The sequence below is a fragment of the Bacillus sp. ISL-45 genome (assembly GCF_018613195.1).
GTDB lineage: Bacteria > Bacillota > Bacilli > Bacillales > Cytobacillaceae > Mesobacillus.
In genome coordinates, this window is the sequence record NZ_JAGGQQ010000007.1 from 1 (window position 1) to 20,161 (window position 20,161).

General features: G+C 44.9%; 21 protein-coding genes and 11 tRNA genes. 2 read left to right on the top strand and 30 right to left on the bottom strand.

All coding sequences use genetic code 11. The features are described 5' to 3' along the window. Positions 1 to 26 precede the first annotated feature (26 nt). The 12 genes from J7E35_RS10015 to J7E35_RS10070 form a co-directional block, all read right to left on the bottom strand. A tRNA-Gly gene (locus J7E35_RS10015) sits at positions 27 to 100 on the bottom strand. A 20-nt stretch (positions 101 to 120) separates the two neighbouring features. Next, positions 121 to 197, bottom strand: a tRNA-Pro gene (locus tag J7E35_RS10020). A 17-nt stretch (positions 198 to 214) separates the two neighbouring features. Then, positions 215 to 291, bottom strand: a tRNA-Arg gene (locus J7E35_RS10025). A gap of 63 nt (positions 292 to 354) precedes the next feature. Then, a tRNA-Leu gene (locus J7E35_RS10030) sits at positions 355 to 440 on the bottom strand. Between the two features lie 58 nt (positions 441 to 498). Then, a tRNA-Leu gene (locus J7E35_RS10035) sits at positions 499 to 583 on the bottom strand. Between the two features lie 90 nt (positions 584 to 673). After that, positions 674 to 749, bottom strand: a tRNA-Lys gene (locus J7E35_RS10040). A gap of 5 nt (positions 750 to 754) precedes the next feature. Beyond that, a tRNA-Gln gene (locus J7E35_RS10045) sits at positions 755 to 829 on the bottom strand. Between the two features lie 6 nt (positions 830 to 835). Continuing rightward, a tRNA-Asp gene (locus tag J7E35_RS10050) sits at positions 836 to 911 on the bottom strand. A 77-nt stretch (positions 912 to 988) separates the two neighbouring features. Then, positions 989 to 1,063 (bottom strand) — tRNA-Glu (locus tag J7E35_RS10055). Positions 1,064 to 1,077: 14 nt separating this feature from the next. After that, a tRNA-Ser gene (locus tag J7E35_RS10060) sits at positions 1,078 to 1,168 on the bottom strand. A gap of 16 nt (positions 1,169 to 1,184) precedes the next feature. Further along, a tRNA-Asn gene (locus tag J7E35_RS10065) sits at positions 1,185 to 1,259 on the bottom strand. 264 nt (positions 1,260 to 1,523) lie between these two features. Next, on the bottom strand, positions 1,524 to 1,997 hold the full coding sequence (locus J7E35_RS10070) for a SprT family protein (protein ID WP_214779397.1): 474 nt from the start codon (positions 1,995 to 1,997) through the stop codon (positions 1,524 to 1,526). Between the two features lie 95 nt (positions 1,998 to 2,092). Here J7E35_RS10070 and cmpA point away from each other — a divergent pair, with 95 nt between their 5' ends. Further along, positions 2,093 to 2,212, top strand: a complete 120-nt coding sequence (gene cmpA, locus J7E35_RS10075; RefSeq protein ID WP_192472919.1) for a cortex morphogenetic protein CmpA — start codon at positions 2,093 to 2,095, stop codon at positions 2,210 to 2,212. A gap of 29 nt (positions 2,213 to 2,241) precedes the next feature. Here cmpA and J7E35_RS10080 read toward each other — a convergent pair whose 3' ends face one another. The 14 genes from J7E35_RS10080 to acpS form a co-directional block, all read right to left on the bottom strand. Next, positions 2,242 to 4,410 (bottom strand): Tex family protein, encoded by a 2,169-nt coding sequence (locus J7E35_RS10080; protein ID WP_214779504.1) that lies wholly within the window; start codon positions 4,408 to 4,410, stop codon positions 2,242 to 2,244. 140 nt (positions 4,411 to 4,550) lie between these two features. Continuing rightward, entirely contained in the window at positions 4,551 to 5,150 is a 600-nt protein-coding gene (locus J7E35_RS10085; RefSeq protein WP_214779399.1) for a PP2C family serine/threonine-protein phosphatase, read from the bottom strand. Beyond that, positions 5,147 to 5,941 carry an RNA polymerase sigma factor SigB gene (gene sigB, locus J7E35_RS10090; RefSeq protein ID WP_214779401.1) on the bottom strand — a complete coding sequence of 265 codons (795 nt, stop codon included), beginning with the start codon at positions 5,939 to 5,941 and terminating at the stop codon, positions 5,147 to 5,149. Before sigB ends, J7E35_RS10085 begins: the two co-directional genes overlap by 4 nt. Next, complete coding sequence (gene rsbW / locus J7E35_RS10095) at positions 5,919 to 6,392, bottom strand: anti-sigma B factor RsbW (protein ID WP_079504369.1); 474 nt, start codon at positions 6,390 to 6,392, stop codon at positions 5,919 to 5,921. The genes sigB and rsbW overlap by 23 nt, the downstream gene beginning before the upstream one ends. After that, entirely contained in the window at positions 6,389 to 6,721 is a 333-nt protein-coding gene (locus J7E35_RS10100; protein WP_214779403.1) for an anti-sigma factor antagonist, read from the bottom strand. Before J7E35_RS10100 ends, rsbW begins: the two co-directional genes overlap by 4 nt. Positions 6,722 to 6,779: 58 nt before the next feature. After that, positions 6,780 to 7,790: a PP2C family protein-serine/threonine phosphatase gene (locus J7E35_RS10105; RefSeq protein ID WP_214779405.1), complete on the bottom strand. Its 1,011-nt coding sequence runs from the start codon at positions 7,788 to 7,790 to the stop codon at positions 6,780 to 6,782. 11 nt (positions 7,791 to 7,801) lie between these two features. Beyond that, positions 7,802 to 8,203: an anti-sigma regulatory factor gene (locus tag J7E35_RS10110; protein WP_214740486.1), complete on the bottom strand. Its 402-nt coding sequence runs from the start codon at positions 8,201 to 8,203 to the stop codon at positions 7,802 to 7,804. A 4-nt stretch (positions 8,204 to 8,207) separates the two neighbouring features. Further along, positions 8,208 to 8,564 (bottom strand): STAS domain-containing protein, encoded by a 357-nt coding sequence (locus J7E35_RS10115; RefSeq protein WP_041967776.1) that lies wholly within the window; start codon positions 8,562 to 8,564, stop codon positions 8,208 to 8,210. Then, a complete protein-coding gene (locus J7E35_RS10120) occupies positions 8,561 to 9,394 on the bottom strand; it encodes an RsbT co-antagonist protein RsbRA (RefSeq protein ID WP_214779407.1) in 834 nt (277 codons plus the stop codon). The genes J7E35_RS10115 and J7E35_RS10120 overlap by 4 nt, the downstream gene beginning before the upstream one ends. A gap of 1,161 nt (positions 9,395 to 10,555) precedes the next feature. After that, positions 10,556 to 10,906, bottom strand: coding sequence for a type II toxin-antitoxin system endoribonuclease NdoA (gene ndoA / locus J7E35_RS10125; protein WP_041967053.1), 351 nt, complete (start codon positions 10,904 to 10,906; stop codon positions 10,556 to 10,558). Between the two features lie 4 nt (positions 10,907 to 10,910). Continuing rightward, complete coding sequence (locus tag J7E35_RS10130; protein ID WP_031308192.1) at positions 10,911 to 11,192, bottom strand: CopG family ribbon-helix-helix protein; 282 nt, start codon at positions 11,190 to 11,192, stop codon at positions 10,911 to 10,913. A gap of 193 nt (positions 11,193 to 11,385) precedes the next feature. Then, positions 11,386 to 12,543: an alanine racemase gene (gene alr, locus J7E35_RS10135; RefSeq protein ID WP_214779409.1), complete on the bottom strand. Its 1,158-nt coding sequence runs from the start codon at positions 12,541 to 12,543 to the stop codon at positions 11,386 to 11,388. Positions 12,544 to 12,893: 350 nt separating this feature from the next. After that, complete coding sequence (locus tag J7E35_RS10140) at positions 12,894 to 13,907, bottom strand: LolA family protein (protein WP_214779411.1); 1,014 nt, start codon at positions 13,905 to 13,907, stop codon at positions 12,894 to 12,896. A gap of 191 nt (positions 13,908 to 14,098) precedes the next feature. Beyond that, positions 14,099 to 14,452: a holo-ACP synthase gene (acpS, locus tag J7E35_RS10145; protein WP_214779413.1), complete on the bottom strand. Its 354-nt coding sequence runs from the start codon at positions 14,450 to 14,452 to the stop codon at positions 14,099 to 14,101. Between the two features lie 145 nt (positions 14,453 to 14,597). Here acpS and J7E35_RS10150 point away from each other — a divergent pair, with 145 nt between their 5' ends. After that, a complete protein-coding gene (locus J7E35_RS10150) occupies positions 14,598 to 15,182 on the top strand; it encodes a rhomboid family intramembrane serine protease (RefSeq protein WP_214779415.1) in 585 nt (194 codons plus the stop codon). 124 nt (positions 15,183 to 15,306) lie between these two features. Here the strand turns inward: J7E35_RS10150 and J7E35_RS10155 are convergent, their stop codons facing one another. From J7E35_RS10155 to cshA, 4 genes are all read right to left on the bottom strand, one after another. Next, entirely contained in the window at positions 15,307 to 16,755 is a 1,449-nt protein-coding gene (locus tag J7E35_RS10155) for a PH domain-containing protein (protein ID WP_214779418.1), read from the bottom strand. Further along, positions 16,748 to 17,230, bottom strand: a complete 483-nt coding sequence (locus tag J7E35_RS10160; RefSeq protein WP_214779420.1) for a PH domain-containing protein — start codon at positions 17,228 to 17,230, stop codon at positions 16,748 to 16,750. The genes J7E35_RS10155 and J7E35_RS10160 overlap by 8 nt, the downstream gene beginning before the upstream one ends. A gap of 112 nt (positions 17,231 to 17,342) precedes the next feature. Then, positions 17,343 to 18,308 (bottom strand): UV DNA damage repair endonuclease UvsE, encoded by a 966-nt coding sequence (uvsE, locus tag J7E35_RS10165; RefSeq protein ID WP_214779422.1) that lies wholly within the window; start codon positions 18,306 to 18,308, stop codon positions 17,343 to 17,345. A 138-nt stretch (positions 18,309 to 18,446) separates the two neighbouring features. Continuing rightward, the gene (gene cshA / locus J7E35_RS10170; protein WP_285290348.1) at positions 18,447 to 19,925 is read right to left on the bottom strand and encodes a degradosome RNA helicase CshA; all 1,479 of its coding nucleotides are present in this window, start codon (positions 19,923 to 19,925) and stop codon (positions 18,447 to 18,449) included. Between the last annotated feature and the right edge of the window lie 236 nt (positions 19,926 to 20,161).

Genomic DNA, 20,161 nt, shown 5'->3' on the forward strand with positions numbered 1-20,161 from the left:
GTTTAGTTTTCAAAGAGCAATGAAATTGGAGCGGGTGAAGAGAATCGAACTCTCATCATCAGCTTGGAAGGCTGAGGTTTTACCACTAAACTACACCCGCATATAAAATTAGTTGCTGAATGGTCGGGAAGACAGGATTCGAACCTGCGACCCCTTGGTCCCAAACCAAGTGCTCTACCAAGCTGAGCTACTCCCCGTTATTGAAGAAATATAATGGCGCGCCCGAAAGGAGTCGAACCCATAACCTTCTGATCCGTAGTCAGACGCTCTATCCAATTGAGCTACGGGCGCATATTGTTTTAATAGCAACTTTTATATATTAACACGATCATCAGTGTGTGTCAATAACTTTTTTGGTGCGGCCGAGAGGACTTGAACCTCCACGGGGTTGCCCCCACTAGGCCCTCAACCTAGCGCGTCTGCCATTCCGCCACGACCGCAAAACATGACAGGATTATATATTAACTAATTCAAGCTCATTAATCAACAGGTAATTAATGGTGCGGGTGAAGGGAGTCGAACCCCCACGCCTTGCGGCGCCAGATCCTAAGTCTGGTGCGTCTGCCAATTCCGCCACACCCGCATATTAATATCGTGAGTTGATTGTCCCCGACATGATCAAATCATAGTCGCGAAATCAAGGACATTTTTTTTCGCTGAAGGCGAAAAAATCTGGTGAGCCATGAAGGACTCGAACCTTCGACCCTCTGATTAAAAGTCAGATGCTCTACCGACTGAGCTAATGGCTCAAAAATGGCTGGGCTAGCTGGATTCGAACCAACGCATGACGGAGTCAAAGTCCGTTGCCTTACCGCTTGGCTATAGCCCAATAAAATGGCGGTCCCGACCGGGATCGAACCGGCGATCTCCTGCGTGACAGGCAGGCATGTTAACCGCTACACCACGGGACCAGATATGGAATTAGTTTTGTTATTTTCGCTGTCGCGAATTTTAAGGATGTTTATTTTTCGCTGACGCGAAAAAAACTTGGTGACCCCTACGGGATTCGAACCCGTGTTACCGCCGTGAAAGGGCGGTGTCTTAACCGCTTGACCAAGGGGCCATATTAAAAGGTTCTGGCGGAGAAGGAGGGATTTGAACCCTCGCGCCGGTTACCCGACCTACACCCTTAGCAGGGGCGCCTCTTCAGCCTCTTGAGTACTTCCCCATACCTTTAAAATTAATGGCTCCGCAGGTAGGATTCGAACCTACGACCGCTCGGTTAACAGCCGAGTGCTCTACCACTGAGCTACTGCGGAATAATAGTATTTGTTCTTTCAAAAGTTATCCTTAGCCGACTGTCCTCATCTCAGGACGCTTATTCAAGAAGCGGCTCGATGAGTACAACTCATAGTAAACTCGGAGACGATATCGCTCGTTGCTCTACCACTGAGCTACTGCGGAATAGCTTTATTTGTTCGTGTCGTTGTCTTATCGACTCTTACTATTATAGGGAGGTACCCACTAAAAGTCAAGGGTGTTTTTAATAAGTTTTTATTTCTTTTTTAAAAGCCCACAAAAGCTTATTCTACAGTCATTTCCTTCACTTTCACGAGCTTTCCCCTGCATTTTCCGCACACGTATTTTGAAGTATTTATAGATCTTTTACGGCGATAAGTCAACTTACAGCTACTGCATTGATAAAAAACGAATTTCTGTTTCGCCCTTCTCTTCTTCTCCTCCGGAAGCACAGAACAAAACCTCGGGGCATCTACCTTCTTTAATAGATCTCGGAATTCTTTATCGCGATGCTTGTAGCCTTTTCCTTCTATATGAAGGTGGTAATGGCATAGTTCATGCTTAATGATCCCAACGAGCTCTGCTTCACCCAGCTGCTCAAAATACTTTTTATTAATTTCAATGTTATGGCTGTTCAGCATATAACGTCCTCCTGTAGTACGGAGCCTCGAGTTGAAGAACGCCTTATGCCTGAATGGCTTATGGAAGAATTCATTAGAGATCGCCACTACAAGATTATGCAACTCTTGATCAGTCATTTGTAAAACGCCTGCCTTTTATAGAAACATGACAACCCATTATAGCATATATTAATGTTACCTTTTAACGTATTATCTTAAGGAGGTATTGCGCTATGCCTGTCTGGTTTCAGAATCAAATGAAACGAGCCTTCTACGAGAAAAACAGGTATCAAATCAAACTTTTAAACCAATGCTGGTACTTTTATAGAAATAAACAAGGGTTAAACGATTAAAGACTGCAGGCATTCCTGCAGTCTTTGTATTATGCCTGATCAGGCTTAAGCATTGTCAAGGCGACTCGGCCTTTCTTCTGGTCGACACTGTCCACCCATACAGTAACAACGTCCCCGACCGATACAATATCCAGAGGGTGTTTTACGAAGCGGTTGCTTAGCTTTGAGATATGGACAAGTCCATCCTGCTTTACACCAATATCAACAAAAGCACCGAAGTCAACCACGTTCCGTACAGTACCTTGAAGTTCCATCCCCGTTTTTAGATCCTCCAGCTTTAGTACATCCTTTTTCAATAAAGGTGCTGGAAGCTCATCCCGCGGGTCTCGTTCAGGTCTTACGAGTGCATCAATGATATCTTTCAGTGTAAGTTTCCCGATTCCTAGTTCATCCGCAGTCTGGTCGATGTTAATTTTCGCAAGGGCATCTTTTAATGCAGGAGTTCCTAAATCTTTTGATTTGAAACCGAGGCTATCAAGCAGCTGCTTTACCTCACCGTAACTTTCTGGGTGGATGCCGGTCCGGTCGAGAGATTCCTTTCCATCAATGACACGCAGGAATCCAATTGCCTGTTCATAGGTCTTCGCTCCGAGACGAGGAATTTTTTTCAGCTGTGCCCTGCTTGTGAACTTCCCTTCTTCCTCACGTTTCTTTACTATATTATTGGCTACAGTTTTAGAAAGGCCGGATACGTACTGCAGTAAAGAGGATGAGGCTGTATTTACGTTGACTCCCACCTGATTAACCGCGGTCTCAACAACGAATGTCAGTGATTCGGAAAGCTTTTTCTGGCTGACATCATGCTGATACTGGCCGACACCTACGGATTTAGGATCGATTTTAACGAGTTCAGCCAGCGGGTCCTGCAATCGACGGGCAATCGAAACCGCACTTCGTTCTTCTACCTGGTAATTAGGGAATTCTTCGCGGGCAAGGTCTGATGCTGAATAGACACTCGCACCAGCTTCATTGACAATGAGATAGAAAATCTCCTTATTCATTTCTTTCAGGATGTCTGACACGAATTGTTCCGTTTCCCTGGAAGCAGTACCGTTGCCGATCGCAACCATCTCTACCTCATAATCTTTCAGGACTTTAATAAATTTGTCCTTTGCCTCTGTATTTTTTGAGCCAGAAGTGTGAGGATAAATCACTCCGATTGATAAAACTTTTCCCGTTTCATCCACAGCAGCCAGCTTACAGCCCGTTCTGAATGCAGGGTCTACACCCAGGACGACCTTGCCTTTTAGCGGCGGCTGCAATAGCAGTTTTCGAAGGTTTTCCGAGAAAATGTGAATCGCTTGCTCTTCAGCTTTTTCTGTCAGTTCATTCCTGATCTCACGTTCGATTGACGGCTGGATCAGTCGCTTATAGGAATCCTCGAGAGCCTCTGTTACTGCAGCTGCTGTGACAGAATGATTTTTAGTAACCCACTTACGCTGCAAGTAGCTCATAATGACATCTGCTTTTGGCTTTATTGACACTCTCAACAGATCTTCTTTTTCACCGCGATTGAGCGCAAGGATTCGGTGCGGCACCACTTTACTGACTGGTTCCGAGTATTCATAGTACATTTCATAAACATTTTTCTCATCTTGCTCTTCATTTTTTACCGAGGATTCGATGGAGCCAGTTTTAAAGGTTTCATTTCGAATCCATTTGCGGCTGTCTGCGTCATCGGAAACAATTTCAGCGATAATGTCTTTCGCGCCGGCAATCGCATCTTCGATAGATCCAACACCTTTTTCTTCTGATAAAAACTCGCGAGCTTTGTCTTCGAGACTTCCGTTTACCGGAAACTCCAGCATCCACTGAGCAAGAGGTTCAAGGCCTTTTTCTTTTGCGACAGTCGCTTTCGTCCTTCTTTTTTGCTTGTAGGGACGGTAAAGGTCTTCTACTTCCTGGAGCTTGATTGCTTTTTCGATGCTGCCCTTTAATTCGTCAGTCAGCTTTCCTTGTTCTTCGATGAGCCTGATGACTTCCTCTTTGCGCTGTTCTAAATTCTGTATGTATTGCCATCTTTCAACGATGTCACGGATTTGCACTTCATCAAGCGCACCAGTCATTTCCTTTCGGTAACGGGCTATGAAAGGTACAGTGTTTCCTTCATCTATTAATGAAATGACACTTCGCACTTGTTTAGCTGTTAACGATTGCTCTTTGGCAATGATTTTTACATATTGATCTTGCTTATCCATTGTTTGAGTCAAGAGACAATCCTCCATAATCAATTTTAATATTGCTTGGCACTTTAATAGTGTACCAAAATCAGCGGAAGGTTTACAGTTCTGGTAATGGTGTAGGCAGTGTACGGTAAAAACAAAAAGAAGCCCACTGGCTAAAGTAGACTTCCTACAATAAAAGTTGCATCATCCATTGAATTGGCATATTCGCTTTTGATTTGTTCTGCGATTGCACCAACCGAGCGATATCCCTTCAATATCGTTTTAGCGCCGTGGATATTGTCAAAACCGTCTGAGTAGATCAGGAATTTTGATTCTGGCTCATAAACGAATCTCTGGGTGTGAAACACCTGCGGCTTACCTGACAGATAACCCGTGACTGGCAATGGGTATGTCAGCTTGCCACTTGATGTATAGAGGAAGAAGCGAATATTTCCAACGCAGCTGTATACAAACTCGCGGGTTTCGAAATAGACTTTGAAGATTGAAACAGCGGCTCCTCTTTTTTGCACCAATATATTGTTGCAGTATTTCATGAGCGTGTCTACATCTTCATGGTGGTTTTGCTCTACTACTGAAACGACTGCCGCAGAGGCTTCATGGGCGTATTGCCCGGACCCTAATCCATCAGCAAGTACACAGACAAAATAATCATCAGTAGCTGTATAATAATAGCTGTCACCGCACTCTATTTTACCTTCCTTGATTGTCTGGTAAGCATAAAGTTCTATTTTGTCTTTGAACTGTTGAATCATGTAATGTACTCCGAATTGTTGTTTTCCGCATGGATCGCCTCTTGAAGCTTTTTGATTGCCCTTCTTTGAAGCCTGGATACATGCATCTGCGAAATACCAAGCTTGTCTCCAGCCTCTTTCTGGCTTAGATTATCAAGATAGGTATATTGGATAATTAACTTTTCGCGTTCACTTAGTACATGGAGTACTTTTTCGAGCACCATTCTTTGATTGATTTTTTCATAGCCATCATCAATGTTTCCAACGATATCCAACAGGGTGACTGTCCCCCCATCAGAATCGGCTTCAATAGAATGGTCAACAGATAATGCCTGGTAGCTTTTACCCATCTCCATGGCTTCCAATACTTCTTCTTCGGAAACCTGAAGTACTTCCGCAATTTCATCCACACGCGGAGAGCGGTGCAGCTGGGTGGTCAAATCTTCGACTGTCGTCTTGATTTTTGGACCAAGCTCCTTAATCCTGCGCGGTACATGCACACTCCATGTTTTATCTCTTAAAAATCTTTTGATTTCACCAATAATAGTCGGTACGGCAAATGCTTCAAAGCTCTTACCGAATGTTTCATCGTAACGGCGGATTGCGCCTAAAAGACCGATCATCCCAACCTGGAAAATATCCTCATGGAACGACCTTCCCTTTGAGTACTTTCTCGCGATTGTTTCGACAAGGTTTTGATAGTGGAGAACCAGCTCATTCTGGGCGTCTGCATCCTCATGCAGCTGGTAGGCTTTGATTAATTCATTAATCTCTTCTTTTGGCCTTTGCTTAGGTTGAGATTGTCTCTGCATCTCTCTCCACCTGCTCTCCTTCTCGGTACTTGGTCATAAAGACCGTGACGCCCTCTTTGTGATGGATTCGAACCTCGTCCATCAATGTTTCGATCAGATACAGTCCCAAGCCTCCTTCGCGAAGGAATTCCACAGAACTATTCTGATCATAAGGACCTAGTCCCTGGCGCGCTGAGTGGAAATCAAAGCTCTGGCCATTATCTGCAACCATCACTTCAAGCTTGTCTTCATACAATCCGAAACCGATGATGACTTCGCCATTCTCATTGTTTTTATATGCATGCTGCACAGCGTTGGTACAAGCTTCGCTGGTAGCAATTTTTAAGTCTTCAATTTCGTCGTAGGAAAAACCCATACGGCTTGCAATACCAGAAAGGGTCAAACGAATGACACCCACGAATTCCGGTTTAGCCGGGATTTTCATCTCAATATAGTCAAATGACTGGTTCATTGCACTCCACCCTCAATCTGGCTGTTTATATCGATAATATCGGCCAAGCCAGTGATTTCGAAAAGTCTCTGTAAACGCTCGGACAACCCGACGATTTTGAACTCGCCGTCATTTGCACGCACGTTTTTGAATACTCCCACAAATACTCCAAGCCCTGTACTATCCATATAATTGACCTCCGAAAGGTCAACAACCATCTTTACGCCCTCTTTTTCGGACATAGGGAAAAGCTTTTCACGTAACTGTGGAGCTGTATATGCATCAATTTCGCCACTTACCTTGACTGCTAATTTTGATTCTGTTTCTTTCACATCTATCGAAATATTCATAAATGACCCACCCTTTACAATTCAATTGCTCTTTTGATTTACCCGGTTTGGAGCCCGATTAAACATCTCGTTTCAAAATGATTAAAGTAAAATCATCACGCAATTGGAAATGCTGAAGTTTTTCAAGTTCCCTAAAGATATTATTGACAATTTCCTGAGCATTTAAGTGAATATATTTATTTATATATCCGATTAATGTTTCCTTTTCGATGAATCCTTCTTCCGTTCTGCACTCGGTCACTCCGTCAGACATCAGGATCACCATATCCCCAGGAAGGATTTCCTTCTCATACTGGGTATACTTCGTCCGCTTGTCCACTCCTAGAAGTAAGCCTCTTGCGACCAACTCTGTGAATTCCTTCTTTTTGGAATCATAATAGAAGCCAGGTTCGTGCCCTGCGGACGCATAATAGAAGATATTGTTGGAAGGATTGAACATTCCGTAGAACATCGTGATGAACATGCTTGGGTCAACGTTCTGTTCAACAACTCTGTTCAGATTCTCCAGGATGCTGCTTGGATCGAGCCGGTTTTCTGGCAGGCTGTCCATTGCATACTTGATCATGGACATACAAAGAGCCGCCGGAATGCCTTTTCCAATGACATCAGCGATTGCGACACTGATGTTATTGTTCTCATCCTGGACAAAATGGAAGTAGTCACCGTTCATATGCTTTGCCGGAACACTGATGGCCCCGATATCAATCCCAGGCACAGCCGGAATTTTCGTACCAAGCAATGTTTGCTGAACATTGGCAGCAATTTCCATTTCGGATCTTAATTCCTCCTGCTGGTGTCTCAGGCTTTGATGCTCTCGGTATGCGATACCATAGGCGATCATCACCTCTAGGAGGATATCAAAGGAATGCATGATATCTTCTGGAAGTTCAGGATACATCTCAAGCAGTATGCTTTTATGGAGGCTGATGATTTCTTCCGGTGCGATTTTATGCTCAATCGACTTGCGGCTGAACTTCTGCCCTGCATATAATGCTTGCTCGGATTGCTCTTTTATATAATTGTCAAGAATATCCCGATACTTTGATTCCATCATTTCTCGGAAATCCATACTTTCTCCCCCTAACGGAGCCATTTAGTCGCTTTGATCTGTGTTCCTTGACCGGGGCTTGAGTCTATGTCGAACTCATCCATAAGACGCTTCACTCCGGGAAGGCCGGCTCCTAGTCCTCCTGATGTTGAAAAGCCATCTTCCATGACTTGGCGTATTTCTTTTATACCTGGGCCGCTGTCCACTGCGTTGATTCGCAATCCCGCTTTACCGCCGTCATATAATTTATCGATGCAAATCTGCCCTTTGCCGGCGTATAAGTATATATTTCTGGCCAATTCACTAATGGCGGTGGTGATTCGTGCCTGGTCAACTGTTCCAAAACCAAGCTCCTTCGCAACATTCCGGCCTAGCTGGCGTGCTGCGACGATGTCCCATTCGTTTATGATCGTAACGCAGGATTGGATGTCCATTCACCTATTCCCCCAATTCCTGTTGTAATTTCTCCAAACCTTTTTCTAAATCTAATGCAGTTAGGACATCATCAAGGCCGATACCTAATTCAATTAGCGTTATGGCAACAGCAGGCTGGATTCCGGTAATGACTACAATCGCACCCATGAGCTTGGACATATTAATGACGTCCCCAAGAACCTTGGCGATAAAAGAGTCGATGAAGTCGATTGAAGTTAGATCGATGACGACCCCATTGGCACTTGTCTCATGAATCTTGTGGAGCAAATCCTCTTGAAATTGAAGAGCGGTCTGGTCATCAAGCTCCCATTGAATGGAGACCAACAGACAATCATCTAGCTTTAGGATAGGTATTCTCACTTTGCTCCCTCCAATGTAACGATTTTTTTATTTGTCAGCTCAAGAGCTGCTTCGATTCCTTTTTTCAAGTTATTCTTCGTTGTAAACTGGTTCAGGTCAATGCCGAGGTTGACGATGGTCTGTGCAATTTCAGGACGGATCCCTACAAGCATGCACTTGGCACCGATGAGCCTAACGGCATCCGCTGCCTGGATAATATGATGGGCAACCATCGTATCAACAACAGGTACACCCGTAATATCAATCAGAACTACCTCTGAACGGTGTTTTACCGCACCCTTCAGCAGGTTTTCCATGATTTGCTTTGCACGCTCTGTATCAATCGTACCCACTAGCGGCATTACTGTAATTCCTTCAAACACAGGAATAAGCGGAGCAGATAGCTCCTGCAAGGCAATTTTCTGGAGGGAAACCGTTCTTTCCCATGTGGATGAATAGACACTGACAATTTCATTGTTCATCGGGGTCGACCAGCGATCGAATTCATACACCATGTCCATCTGGTTCTCCGACGTCACGATCCCTTCCTTCTGCATGCCCTCAAACACAATCAGATTAAAGGTATGGAGTCCTCTAGTGACGAACGTCAACGGCCAGCCAAGCCTGACAACTTTTTCAGCAAAATCAGTCAGCCTTTCATTGTACTCTTCGCTCGTCCCTTTGAAATTCGAGATAATCAAATCGATGAATTCCTTGCTCGCAGACTGAAAAACCCGATCTGAAACAAGGCGGACCACCCGGTCATCCGCTTCTTCTTTTGTCCTATCTATCCATTGATCCAGGATGTCCTGCTTATGAGCCTGGATATAATTCGAAATTGTTTTATTCATTCCATCCTCCCCATTCTATCACAACAAAATTTTACATTACCCTCTTCCGAACAATTGTAAACCAATTTTAAAACTGTAAATAAATATTCATAAAAATACCTGATTATATATCTCCATTTAATGATAACAGTTTTCTTTCGTCAAATAAAATCAACTTGTCGACAGGATTCTGCGAATATCGCTATGCTGGTATTATTGTTATTATTCCATTTTTTCCGTATTCCATTTTACCTGATTTAAAATCTCTTTTAGTTTCGAACCAGGGCGCTGTCTTTAGCTTTGAACACTTGCTGTCAGGGTTGGTCGCAGAACGGAATGAGACAGCTTTTTTCAAACCTGTCCGAACTTGGGACTACTTCTGACAGCTTTGTTTGTTTTCCTGTCAAACCTGTCTTAACTTGGGCTTTCTTTTGACAGCTTTTCTTACTTTCCTGGCAAACCTGTCTTAACTTGAGCTTTCTTTTGACAGCTTTTCTTACTTTCCTGGCAAACCTGTCTTAAGTTGGGCTTTCTTTTGACAGCTTTTCTATCTTTTCCACCAAACCTGTCTCAAGTTGGGCTTTCTTTTGACAGCTTTTCTTACTTTCCTGGCAAACCTGTCTTAAATTGGGCTTTCTTTTGACAGCTTTTCCTTACTTTCCTGGCAAACCTGTCTTAAGTTGGGCTTTCTTTTGACAGCTTTTCTATCTTTTCCACCAAACCTGTCTCAAGTTGGGCTTTCTTTTGACAGCTTTTCCGCTTCCCACGCCAAACCTGTCACAATACTCAGCTTTTCTTGACAGCTTTTCCGCTTCCCACGCCAAACCTGTCACAATACTTAGCTTTTCTTGACAGCTTTTCCGCTTCCCACGCCAAACCTGTCACAATTCCGAGCTTTTCTTGACAGCTTGACTGCCTTTCCTGCCAAACCTGTCTTAATTCCGTGCTTTTCTTGTCGGCATTCTCCTTTCCATGTCAATCCCGGCAGAACTCAGACCCACTCTGTGACCACTTTCCATTGCCTCCCAATCTTCCCCGTCAACTAAAAAAGAGACAAGCTACTAAGCTTGCCTCCCACACAGAAAACATCCGATTTTATTTTTTTTGGTTATGTATAAGGCCTGAAGACAGGCCAGGTGTTCGGTTACAAAAAAACGCTCTTTTTTAAGAGCGTGCTTTAAATCAAAATTCAATAAGACCTAAACTTACCTGAAGGGCTTCATCCACTTTTTCCATCATTTCGTCATCGAGATGGGTAATTTTATCGGTTAGGCGCTGTTTATCAATTGTGCGTATCTGCTCCAATAAGATGACCGAGTCTCGTTCAAAACCGTACCGCTTCGCATCAATTTCTACATGAGTGGGAAGCTTGGCTTTTTGGATCTGTGCTGTGATCGCTGCGATAATGACTGTGGGACTAAACCGATTCCCGATGTCGTTTTGGATTACCAGGACAGGGCGAACTCCGCCTTGCTCTGAACCAACAACTGGGGATAGGTCCGCAAAATAGACGTCACCACGTTTGACAATCAAAGGATTATCCTCCGCTGACTAGACGTTCAACTGTGTGCTCTGCCTCGTATTCTGCTTGAAATGCTTCAGATGCAATAGTCAGATTAATCTTGGCCATTTCCATATAGCCACGTCTCATGGATTCACGAATTTGTCTCTTTTTCTTCTCACGCAAAAACATTTTTGTTGCCTGATAAATAAATTCGCTGCGGTTTACGTTCTCTTGCTTAACAAATCCATCTAGTTCACTTAAAAGATGCTGCGGTAACTTTACCAAAATCTCAGTTGTTGCGCTGGATTCAGACACAAACATACACCTCCACCATCATCACTACATACCATTATTAAATTCGTTATCTCTCTACCATTTCTAATATTATCACTATTTATGCCAGATGCAAAGGTAAATCAGCAATTCTTCTGTATTATCCACCAAAAAATCAGTATTTTATGCATGAGATTAGCGGGATTGCACAGGTTTGTTAATTATTGGATGTGTTTTATAACAGCGAATTGTTCAAATCGACGACTTTGCCTTTTTGCCTGTACAACCTCGGCACCCTTGAGGAGATGATGCACGGGACTTCATAATTGATGGTTTCTAGCTTGCTGGCAATCTCATTGATGGAGATCGACTCCTGTCCCTGGCTGCCGATCAAGGTGGCGATCGTTCCCACCGGGACCTCGTATGGAAGCTTTACCATGCATTGGTCCATGCAAATCCGTCCGATAATTGGGGATCTTATGCCATCGACCAGCACTTCTTGACCCTGCAGTCTTCTTATCCATCCATCAGCATACCCAATTGGAAGCGTCCCTACCCAAATTTCTTCTGGCGCCTCATATGTCGCTCCGTAGCTGACCTTCTCGCCTTTTTCAAGCTTCTTCACATGTACGAGCCTGGAATGCAGTGTGAATGCCTCCTGCAGCTCGACCGGCAATTCAGGCGCTATCTCCATTGATGGGGCCAGACCGTACATCGCAATTCCGACCCTTACCGCGTTGAAGCGGGCATCCGCATGCATCAGAGCGGCGGCACTGTTGCTGCTGTGGACGACCGGGGGCTGCGTTTCCAAGGCACCGAGCATTTCCCGGAACAAGGCAAGCTGCTTGTTAAAATATGAGTCATCCAATTCATCTGCTGTCGCATAATGGGTATAGATGCCGTGCAGTTGGAGTCTTTCATCCTCATCAATCAATTTTTCCGCACTCTTCAATTCTTCTACAGAACGAATTCCGATCCGGCCCATACCTGTGTCTATTTTTATATGAAGTGACAGGGAAGCATCTGCTTTAAGGACTTCCCGCGCTTTTTCCAGCCAATCCTTCTGGAAAACAGTCAGGATGATCCCCTCCTCGGCCGCAATGTTCACATCCTCCGGCCGGCTGGCCCCCAGTACAAGGATCGGTGCGGTGATCCCCTTCTTTCTGAGCGCTAGGGCTTCATCCATGAACGCGACAGCCAGCATCGATGCTCCCGCAGCCAAAGCCGCTTCCGCCACCTGCGAATCCCCATGTCCGTAAGCATTGGCCTTCACAACTGCAATAAATTCAACATCTTTAGGCAGGTGGCCCTTAATCCGCTCCACATTTGCCCTGACGTGGTCCAGGTCCACCTCTGCCCATGTATCACGGTAAAAAAATCCTTGCTCCTCCAATGAAACTCCACTTCCTTCAACCCGAACATTATTTTTATTGTTTTATTATCAAACCGATAGAACTCAATGTCAAATGGATAATATTTGCGCGGAATGGAGGAGTTTCGAATTTCTAGAGGTGAGCTTTATTTGGTACTTGGTTGAAACAAGTGATGATGGACCGTAATTTGCCCTTGCCTTTGATTTTTATCCGTCATGTCAGTGTGATGGACAAATTCTCACACTTCTCCTGATTTCTGTCTGTCACAACCCTTCCTTAAAAAAAGTTCTGACCAACCAAAAAATCTCCGTTCCCATTTACAGTCCATAAAAAAACAGGCCCAGGTTACACTGAGCCTGCATTTGAATTCTTATTTTTCCATATCGGACAGAACTGATTTTGCGACCATTTCAAGTTCTTCTGGTGATAGGTCTGTTGAAGCCAGCATATAATCGACTCCGAGGTGGGTCCAGGATACTGAGGTTTCATTCATGGCTCCAATTGTGAATCCTAGGTCGACAGGTTTTCCAGTCATATTGATCGCAGAGGACATTGCAGGCATGGCATCTGCTTTTTCCTGGATCAGCGTGAAGGACTTTTCGCCGTCATAGGTCAATATGACACGCTTTCCATTCTCTGTCGTGATTTCCTTTTCATCAATCAAAGTCACGCCTGGGATTTCAGCAACTGGGTATTTCACTGTGAATTCCTTGTCCTCTACATCTGCCATAACCGGTACCTCAAGCTGGGCTCCTGTCATGTTCTTTTTCATATCAAACGCATCTTTATCAAAGCTTGCGTCGAATTTCACGTCAGAAAATTCAACCGTCACAAGCGCATTGCGGTCTGGGTCCATCACCTTCACGCTAACCGGCGCCAGGCTCTTTTTGTTCAGCTTGATTTCCTGGATTGGAAGCATCTTATTGTTCTGGTATCTTGTTTTCGTTTCGAACACATAATGTTCCTTTGTTGCCGAGAATTTCGCTTGCTTATCCTCCAGAATATCAGTGATTAAAGATTCGTACAGATAAGCCTGGCTGCTGTTCTTCGGCCAGTCACTCTGGAATTTGAAGCTTTTGTTAAGGGCAGGCGTCAGAACAAAAACTCCTTCATCGTTCCTGAGGATCATCTGGCTTTGGTCCTTCTGGGCATTCTTCAGATTCACACGGTAAAATGACGGATCTTTATGCCAAATCTCCACATCATACACTTGTGGCTCCGTGCCCATTTGCAATGTCATCTTTGCCTTAGCCTTGTAACTCTTCAGATCTTCGAGCGTTCCATCCAGCTCTTTAACCACAGATTCCTGTGATTTTGTACCGCAGGCAGCCAGAGCAAAAATAACCATGAGCCCGGCGAGAAGCAGCAATAACCTTTTCTTCATTCTTCCAACCCCTTTTAGTCTCATTTAAACGTGTAAAGGGAAAGAAAGGACAGGAATAAGACACCGGCTGCAAAATTGCTTGAGTAGTCTTCGTGCAGCCATGTTCTCGCCGCCCTAGCCTTGTCTCCCTTACTGCATTATGAATATATGAGACAACCTGGGCGAATATGCCCCCGGGATTGACAAGCATTTTAAATTTTTTCGATAACCACTTGCGCGATCGCATAATGCTCACTGTGTGAAATCGAGAGATGGACTCCTTCCAAATAGGGCTTAACCACGATTGGCCTTCCGTGTGGGTCGTGCTCAATCTCGATATCCATGAAGGACAATTCCTTTCCAATGCCAGTCCCCTTTGCTTTTGAAAAAGCTTCCTTCGCTGCCCAGCGTCCGGCAAGGAATTCAATTCCTCTTCGTTCATTATATTGCTTGTAAACTTCTCTTTCTTTTTCCGTTAAAACCCGCTCAGGAAAACGCGGCTGCGACTCTGCCAGTTTGCGGATCCTGCTGATTTCCACGATATCGATTCCTGTTCCAATGATCATTTTTCCAGCTCCCTTCTAAAAAAGATGAAATGTGCATAGAAAATAGTGTACAACTTTCGTTCATTAGGGCTATCCTTTAGATTAGGACTTTTACCAATTTAAAAAATAACCAAACCTCACGATTATGAGGACCGAGGAGGTTTCCATGTTTACAAGAACAGAAAGCTTGCGCGACTTCATTAGACTTTACCCTGTTATCACCATCATCATTGCAATCCATATCATATTATATCTGCTGACGGCGTTGCCAATTTTCCCGAGCAGATACCTGTTTGGACTTCTAGCCGGTGTGAACTTGTACGTTGTGAACGGTGAGTATTGGCGGCTTGTCACACCCATCTTCATGCATGCGGGGTTTGCGCATATGCTGTTCAACAGCTTTTCGCTCGTCTTGTTCGGCCCGGCACTCGAGCAGCTGCTTGGCAAAACAAAATTCACCCTGCTCTATCTTGCTACAGGCATCGCCGCAAACATTGCTACCCTGATTCTCGAGCCGCTGACCTACACACATGTAGGTTCAAGCGGTGCCATCTTCGGACTGTTCGGTTTCTATATTTCTATCACAATGTTCCGGAAAGCCATGATGTCACGCGAAAACTCCCAGACGATCATGACGATCGCCATCATTGCTGTGGTCATGACATTCGTCCAGTCGAACATCAATATTACCGCCCATATTTTTGGCATGCTTGCAGGTTTTCTGACCGGAGCTGCCATATATAAAAGGTAATAAAAAGCGCCTCAAGGGCGCTTTTTTTGGTACAGGGGATGAATTTCACTTCGAGAAATGTCCAGCTTCAGCGCCTAGCCCCTCGAGTCGCTTGTCGGGGCTGATCAAGGCGCTTACGCTTTTCTCATTCATTCGTTTCATGTGAGTACCAGTGATACATCATGTCAACATGCTTTCTCTCAAGGTCAATGACTTTGCCGCCAGCACCGCCATGCCCGGATTTGACAATTGCCTCGACGGTAGCCAGTTTCTTTTTCCGCTGAAAAAAGCTTTCTTTCATGCTGAAGGACTGGACTTTGTTTTTCCTCATATACACTGTGTTCTTGACAATATTGCGATATCGGAAGGTCAGCATCCCATTGTCAAGGCTCCAGCCTGCATCCTTATAATTAAGATAGGACCATACCGCCGAGACAGCCAGCAGGATCAGCGAACTAAAGCCCCATGGTCTCAAAAACAAGATGGCCGCAATGATGATTGGCAGCGTGAACAGCCAGCCTTTCAATAAATATCTGCTGTATGCCCTTACAGGTGCAGACGATATATTGACACGGAAGTGGTACTCCGTCAAATGCGGTTCAAGCAGGCCGGGGATCTTTCTTTTTTTCACGATTGGAAGGATGAGGACCTTAGAGCTTTCCTGGTCAAGCGCCGAACCTCCCGCACTTTCCACAAATGCTGAAGCATAGCCAAGCGGCTGCCTGACGAGATTCTCGCTGATGCGGACGGCCTGAATTCGATTAAGCGGAATCGTGAACTGCCGTTTTTCCAGCAATCCACGTGTGATGACAAGGTCATTGTCCACTTTTCTAACGGTAAAATTAGCGTATTTCAACATCGTACCAAACAGCGCAATAATCCACGCCAACAGGAATCCTAGAAAAACTACAACGCTGATAAAAACAACCCCGTTCTGGACAAAGTGCTCGACTCCATCAAAAATCTGTTCGTAAGGAATGAACTCTTCAAATTGAAATACGAACGCCAGCACCGCGGAAATGACTACACCGACCCCGCCTGACGTTGTTGCCAGCATCAATAGTTCTGAAACGGAGATTTTATATAAAAGATCCTCCGAGGATTCCGGTTCCTCTTCCCCATCCAGAATTTTCCCGGACTTTTTGATCGAAACGAGATAGTCATGGATTTCCTGTGCATCCTGCTTTGTGATCGCCGTAAGGACCGCCTCTCCATCCTGGAGTCCCATCCCGCCTGAGCCGGCCGTCTCCACCTTCACCTTCACAAGGCCGAACAGCCGCTGTAAAATTCCTTCGGACAAGTCAAGGCTTTGAATCCGGTCGAACGGTATATATCGCTTCTTCCTGACAATTAACCCATATTCGATTCGCAATTCACCTTGTTCGATGCGATATGTAAATCTGTACCATGACAAAACTCCGTAAACTAAAACAAGCACGACAACCCCAATTGAACCAAAGAAGTAAAACAGGTCCCAATCCGTTCCCCTGCTCCCGAAAACGACGAAAATCAGGAAAGGAATGATCATTTCCTTCAGCTGGCGAAGCGCATTGACGACAGCAGCGATCGGATGCAGCCTTTTCGGATCAGACATCTTCATCCGCCACCCTTGCAAGTCTTGAAATGGAGATCCTCAAATTTTCGGCTTCCTCCATATCCAGCGCAGGTATTTCATGGATGGTCGCAGCAGTCGAAACCGTCACCGTCGATAAACGGTATTTTCGCAATAAAGGGCCCTGCTGTGTATCAACATGCTGGACACGGATCATCGGAATAAGCGTCCTCTTTATGATGAATACACCATATTGCAACTCAATCTCCTGTTCCCTTACTTCATAGCGCCAGCGTTTCCAGCGCAAGGTTGGCAATAAAATGATGAATAAATAGCTATATACAGCAGCCACAGCTATAGCTGCAGCAATAATCCATTTAGGAAAGTCAAATATAATCGTAATGGCGATCAGACCGCCCGCTAATATCCATACCACCAGGGAATGGAGGCCAGCGGCAATTTTCCAGACAGTCAAGGCCTGCTCGGAAATCCGCTTTTGCGGCTCAGAAATCGTCATAAAGCTTCCTCCTATTTTTCCAATTAATAGCACCTTCCTAAGTATACAACAATAACACATCAGTATGGCACTAAATTGGGAGGAAAATGCGCTATGGGCCCGAGAATCCGTGTTATTTTATCTTGAAGCTGCTGCCATCAATGGGCTCCACTTCAGGCTTTAGTCTTAAATCTTCAGCAAGCTTGAACAGGGCGAGATCCTTCTTTTTCGCTTCGATCATGCAGTGGATTTCCGGGACTGAACCTTTTATCCCGTTAAGAAAATCCATGAACATGTCAGCATCCACATATTCGGCGTGCGCCCGGTATTCTTTCTCGGAACGCGGACTGGAAATATGCATTTTTACCGGCAGCTTCGAGTGCTCCCACGTGCCAGCGATTCGATCCCATTGCTCCTGCCAGTTTATGTTTTCATGATGGGCAAGGTGATGATGATAATCGAAAACCAGCGGGATCCCAAGCTTCTCGCAAAGGTAAAGCGTATCGTGCAGCGTGAACGATGTATCATCATTTTCCAGCATGATCATATCTTGCAGCCTGGTTGAAACAAGTCCCCAATTATGGATGAATTGCTCCAGCGCTTTTTCCCGGTTTTCATAGACACCGCCGACATGGAGGACACATCGGTGCTCGGGATCGATTTCCATCCCCTTCAATAAGGCATGATGCATTGCAAGAGTCCTGATTGAATTGTTCAGGGTTTCGGTCTTCAGTGTATTCAGCAGCACAAAATGGTCTGGGTGAAAATCAACACGCATCGGGTTTGATTGTAAAAAGTCAGCTATATCCTTTAATGGTTCTTTTAACGCACGCATATACTTCCAATCGGAAAGCTCTTCATGATTGGCAAGCGGAATCAGCCTCGAGCTGAGCCGGAAAAAGTGAATTTCGTTCGCTTTGCTGTGCCTGAGAAGACGCAGGCAGTTTTCAAGGTTGGATACAGCGATTCTCTCCAGCTTATTGATGGCTGCGTCCCTGTCCTTGATTCCCTGGAATTGCTTGAATGTCATCGTCTGTGACGGAGAGGCATTCTTCAACTCCTCACTCATCGCAACATACCCAAGCCTAACAATCGTCATATCAGCCACCCCCGTTTTTTAGGTAGTATGTCCAAATTCAATGGATGGGGGACTGGAAAAATTATTGCCGAATGAGTTTGTAAATGCCGCATACAAAAAACCCCGGTTTAGTTAAAAACCGGGGTTTGGGTGTTTATTTTAGCGGGAAGGTCTAGATTTGTAGCCGCCGCCTTCTCTGCTGCCGCCGCCTGTGCGTTTCGTTCCAGAGCGTGGCTTATAAGGCTTTTTATTGCGTCCATCGCCGCCTCTGTTATCGTATCTTCTGCGGTCTCCTTGAGGCTTCTTGTCTCTTCTGTTTGGAAGAGGCTTTTCCTCAGTAAGCTTAACAGGAGTTGTATCAGGCTCTTTAGTGAGCATTTTCAATACTGAAGCAACGACTGTTTGAGCATCATGATTTTTCAATAGCTCATCCGCTGCCTGACGGTAGTATTGAAGGTTATTTGACTCGATTGTTTGTGTAATCTTGTCAACAACTGCTCTTTGCTGGCCTTCAAGCGCTTGGTCCACGGTTGGAGCAGTCATTTTTTCCATGCGGCGTTTAGTTGTTTTTTCCACTACATGAAGGTAAGAAGTCTCTCTCTGTGTGACAAACGTGATCGCCATACCCTCTTTACCTGCACGGCCAGTACGCCCGATACGGTGTACATAGCTTTCAGGGTCTTGCGGGATATCGAAGTTATAAACGTGCGTTACACCAGAAATATCAAGTCCACGAGCAGCCACGTCTGTCGCAACTAGCACGTCGATTGAACCTTCCTTGAACTTTCTTAAAACAGACATACGCTTTGCCTGAGTGAGGTCGCCGTGGATTCCTTCGGCAGTGTAGCCGCGAAGGTTCAATGCTTCAGCAAGCTCATCAACACGGCGCTTCGTGCGTCCGAAGATGATTGCCAATTCCGGAGATTGGATATCAAGAAGTCGTGTAAGAACATCGAACTTGTTCTTCTCCTGTACTTCAACATAGTATTGCTCGATCAAAGGAACTGTCATTTCCTTCGCTTTGACACGAACAACTTCCGGATCCTTCATGAAGCGCTCAGCGATCTTGCGGATTGGTCCTGGCATTGTTGCCGAGAACAATAATGTCTGGCGTTCGTTAGGGATTTTTGCAAGGATTGCTTCGATATCTTCGATGAAGCCCATGTTCAGCATTTCATCTGCTTCGTCAAGGATGACTGTCTCTACAGTATCAAGACGGATCGTCTTTCTGTTGATATGGTCAAGAAGTCGTCCTGGAGTTCCGACGATGATGTGAGGACCTTTTTTCAATGCGCGGATCTGGCGGTTGATATCCTGGCCGCCGTAGATTGCAAGAACGCCCAACCTCTTGCCAGCACCGATTTTGTATAATTCCTCGGAAACCTGGATTGCCAATTCACGAGTTGGCGCGATGATGATTCCCTGAATGTTATGGTTTTCTTTCTTGATTTTTTCCACTAGAGGAATACCGAAAGCAGCAGTCTTACCAGTACCTGTCTGCGCCTGGCCGATCACATCTTTGTTCTGAAGGCTGATTGGAATCGTCTCTGCCTGAATTGGAGTTGCTTCCTCAAAACCCATATTCTTTACAGCTTTTAATGTTGCGGGGCTAATGCCCATGTCTTGGAACATTGTCAACTTTGCTCATTCTCCTTTTTGTTCACATTTATCCCGCATCGGCAATAACCGATGCATCGTTATTTTAATAAGTGGCTGTTTAAGGATCCAAACCATTTCTGATTCTGGTTAGTTTGTCGTACCTTTACGGCAAAATAGGTGTTCTCACCTTGTGTTTTAAGCAGGGCTGAATCAGCAATTACAACACGCTGAAGCACAGAACCTGAAATATTAGCAAAAAAAGACATTCTCCATCA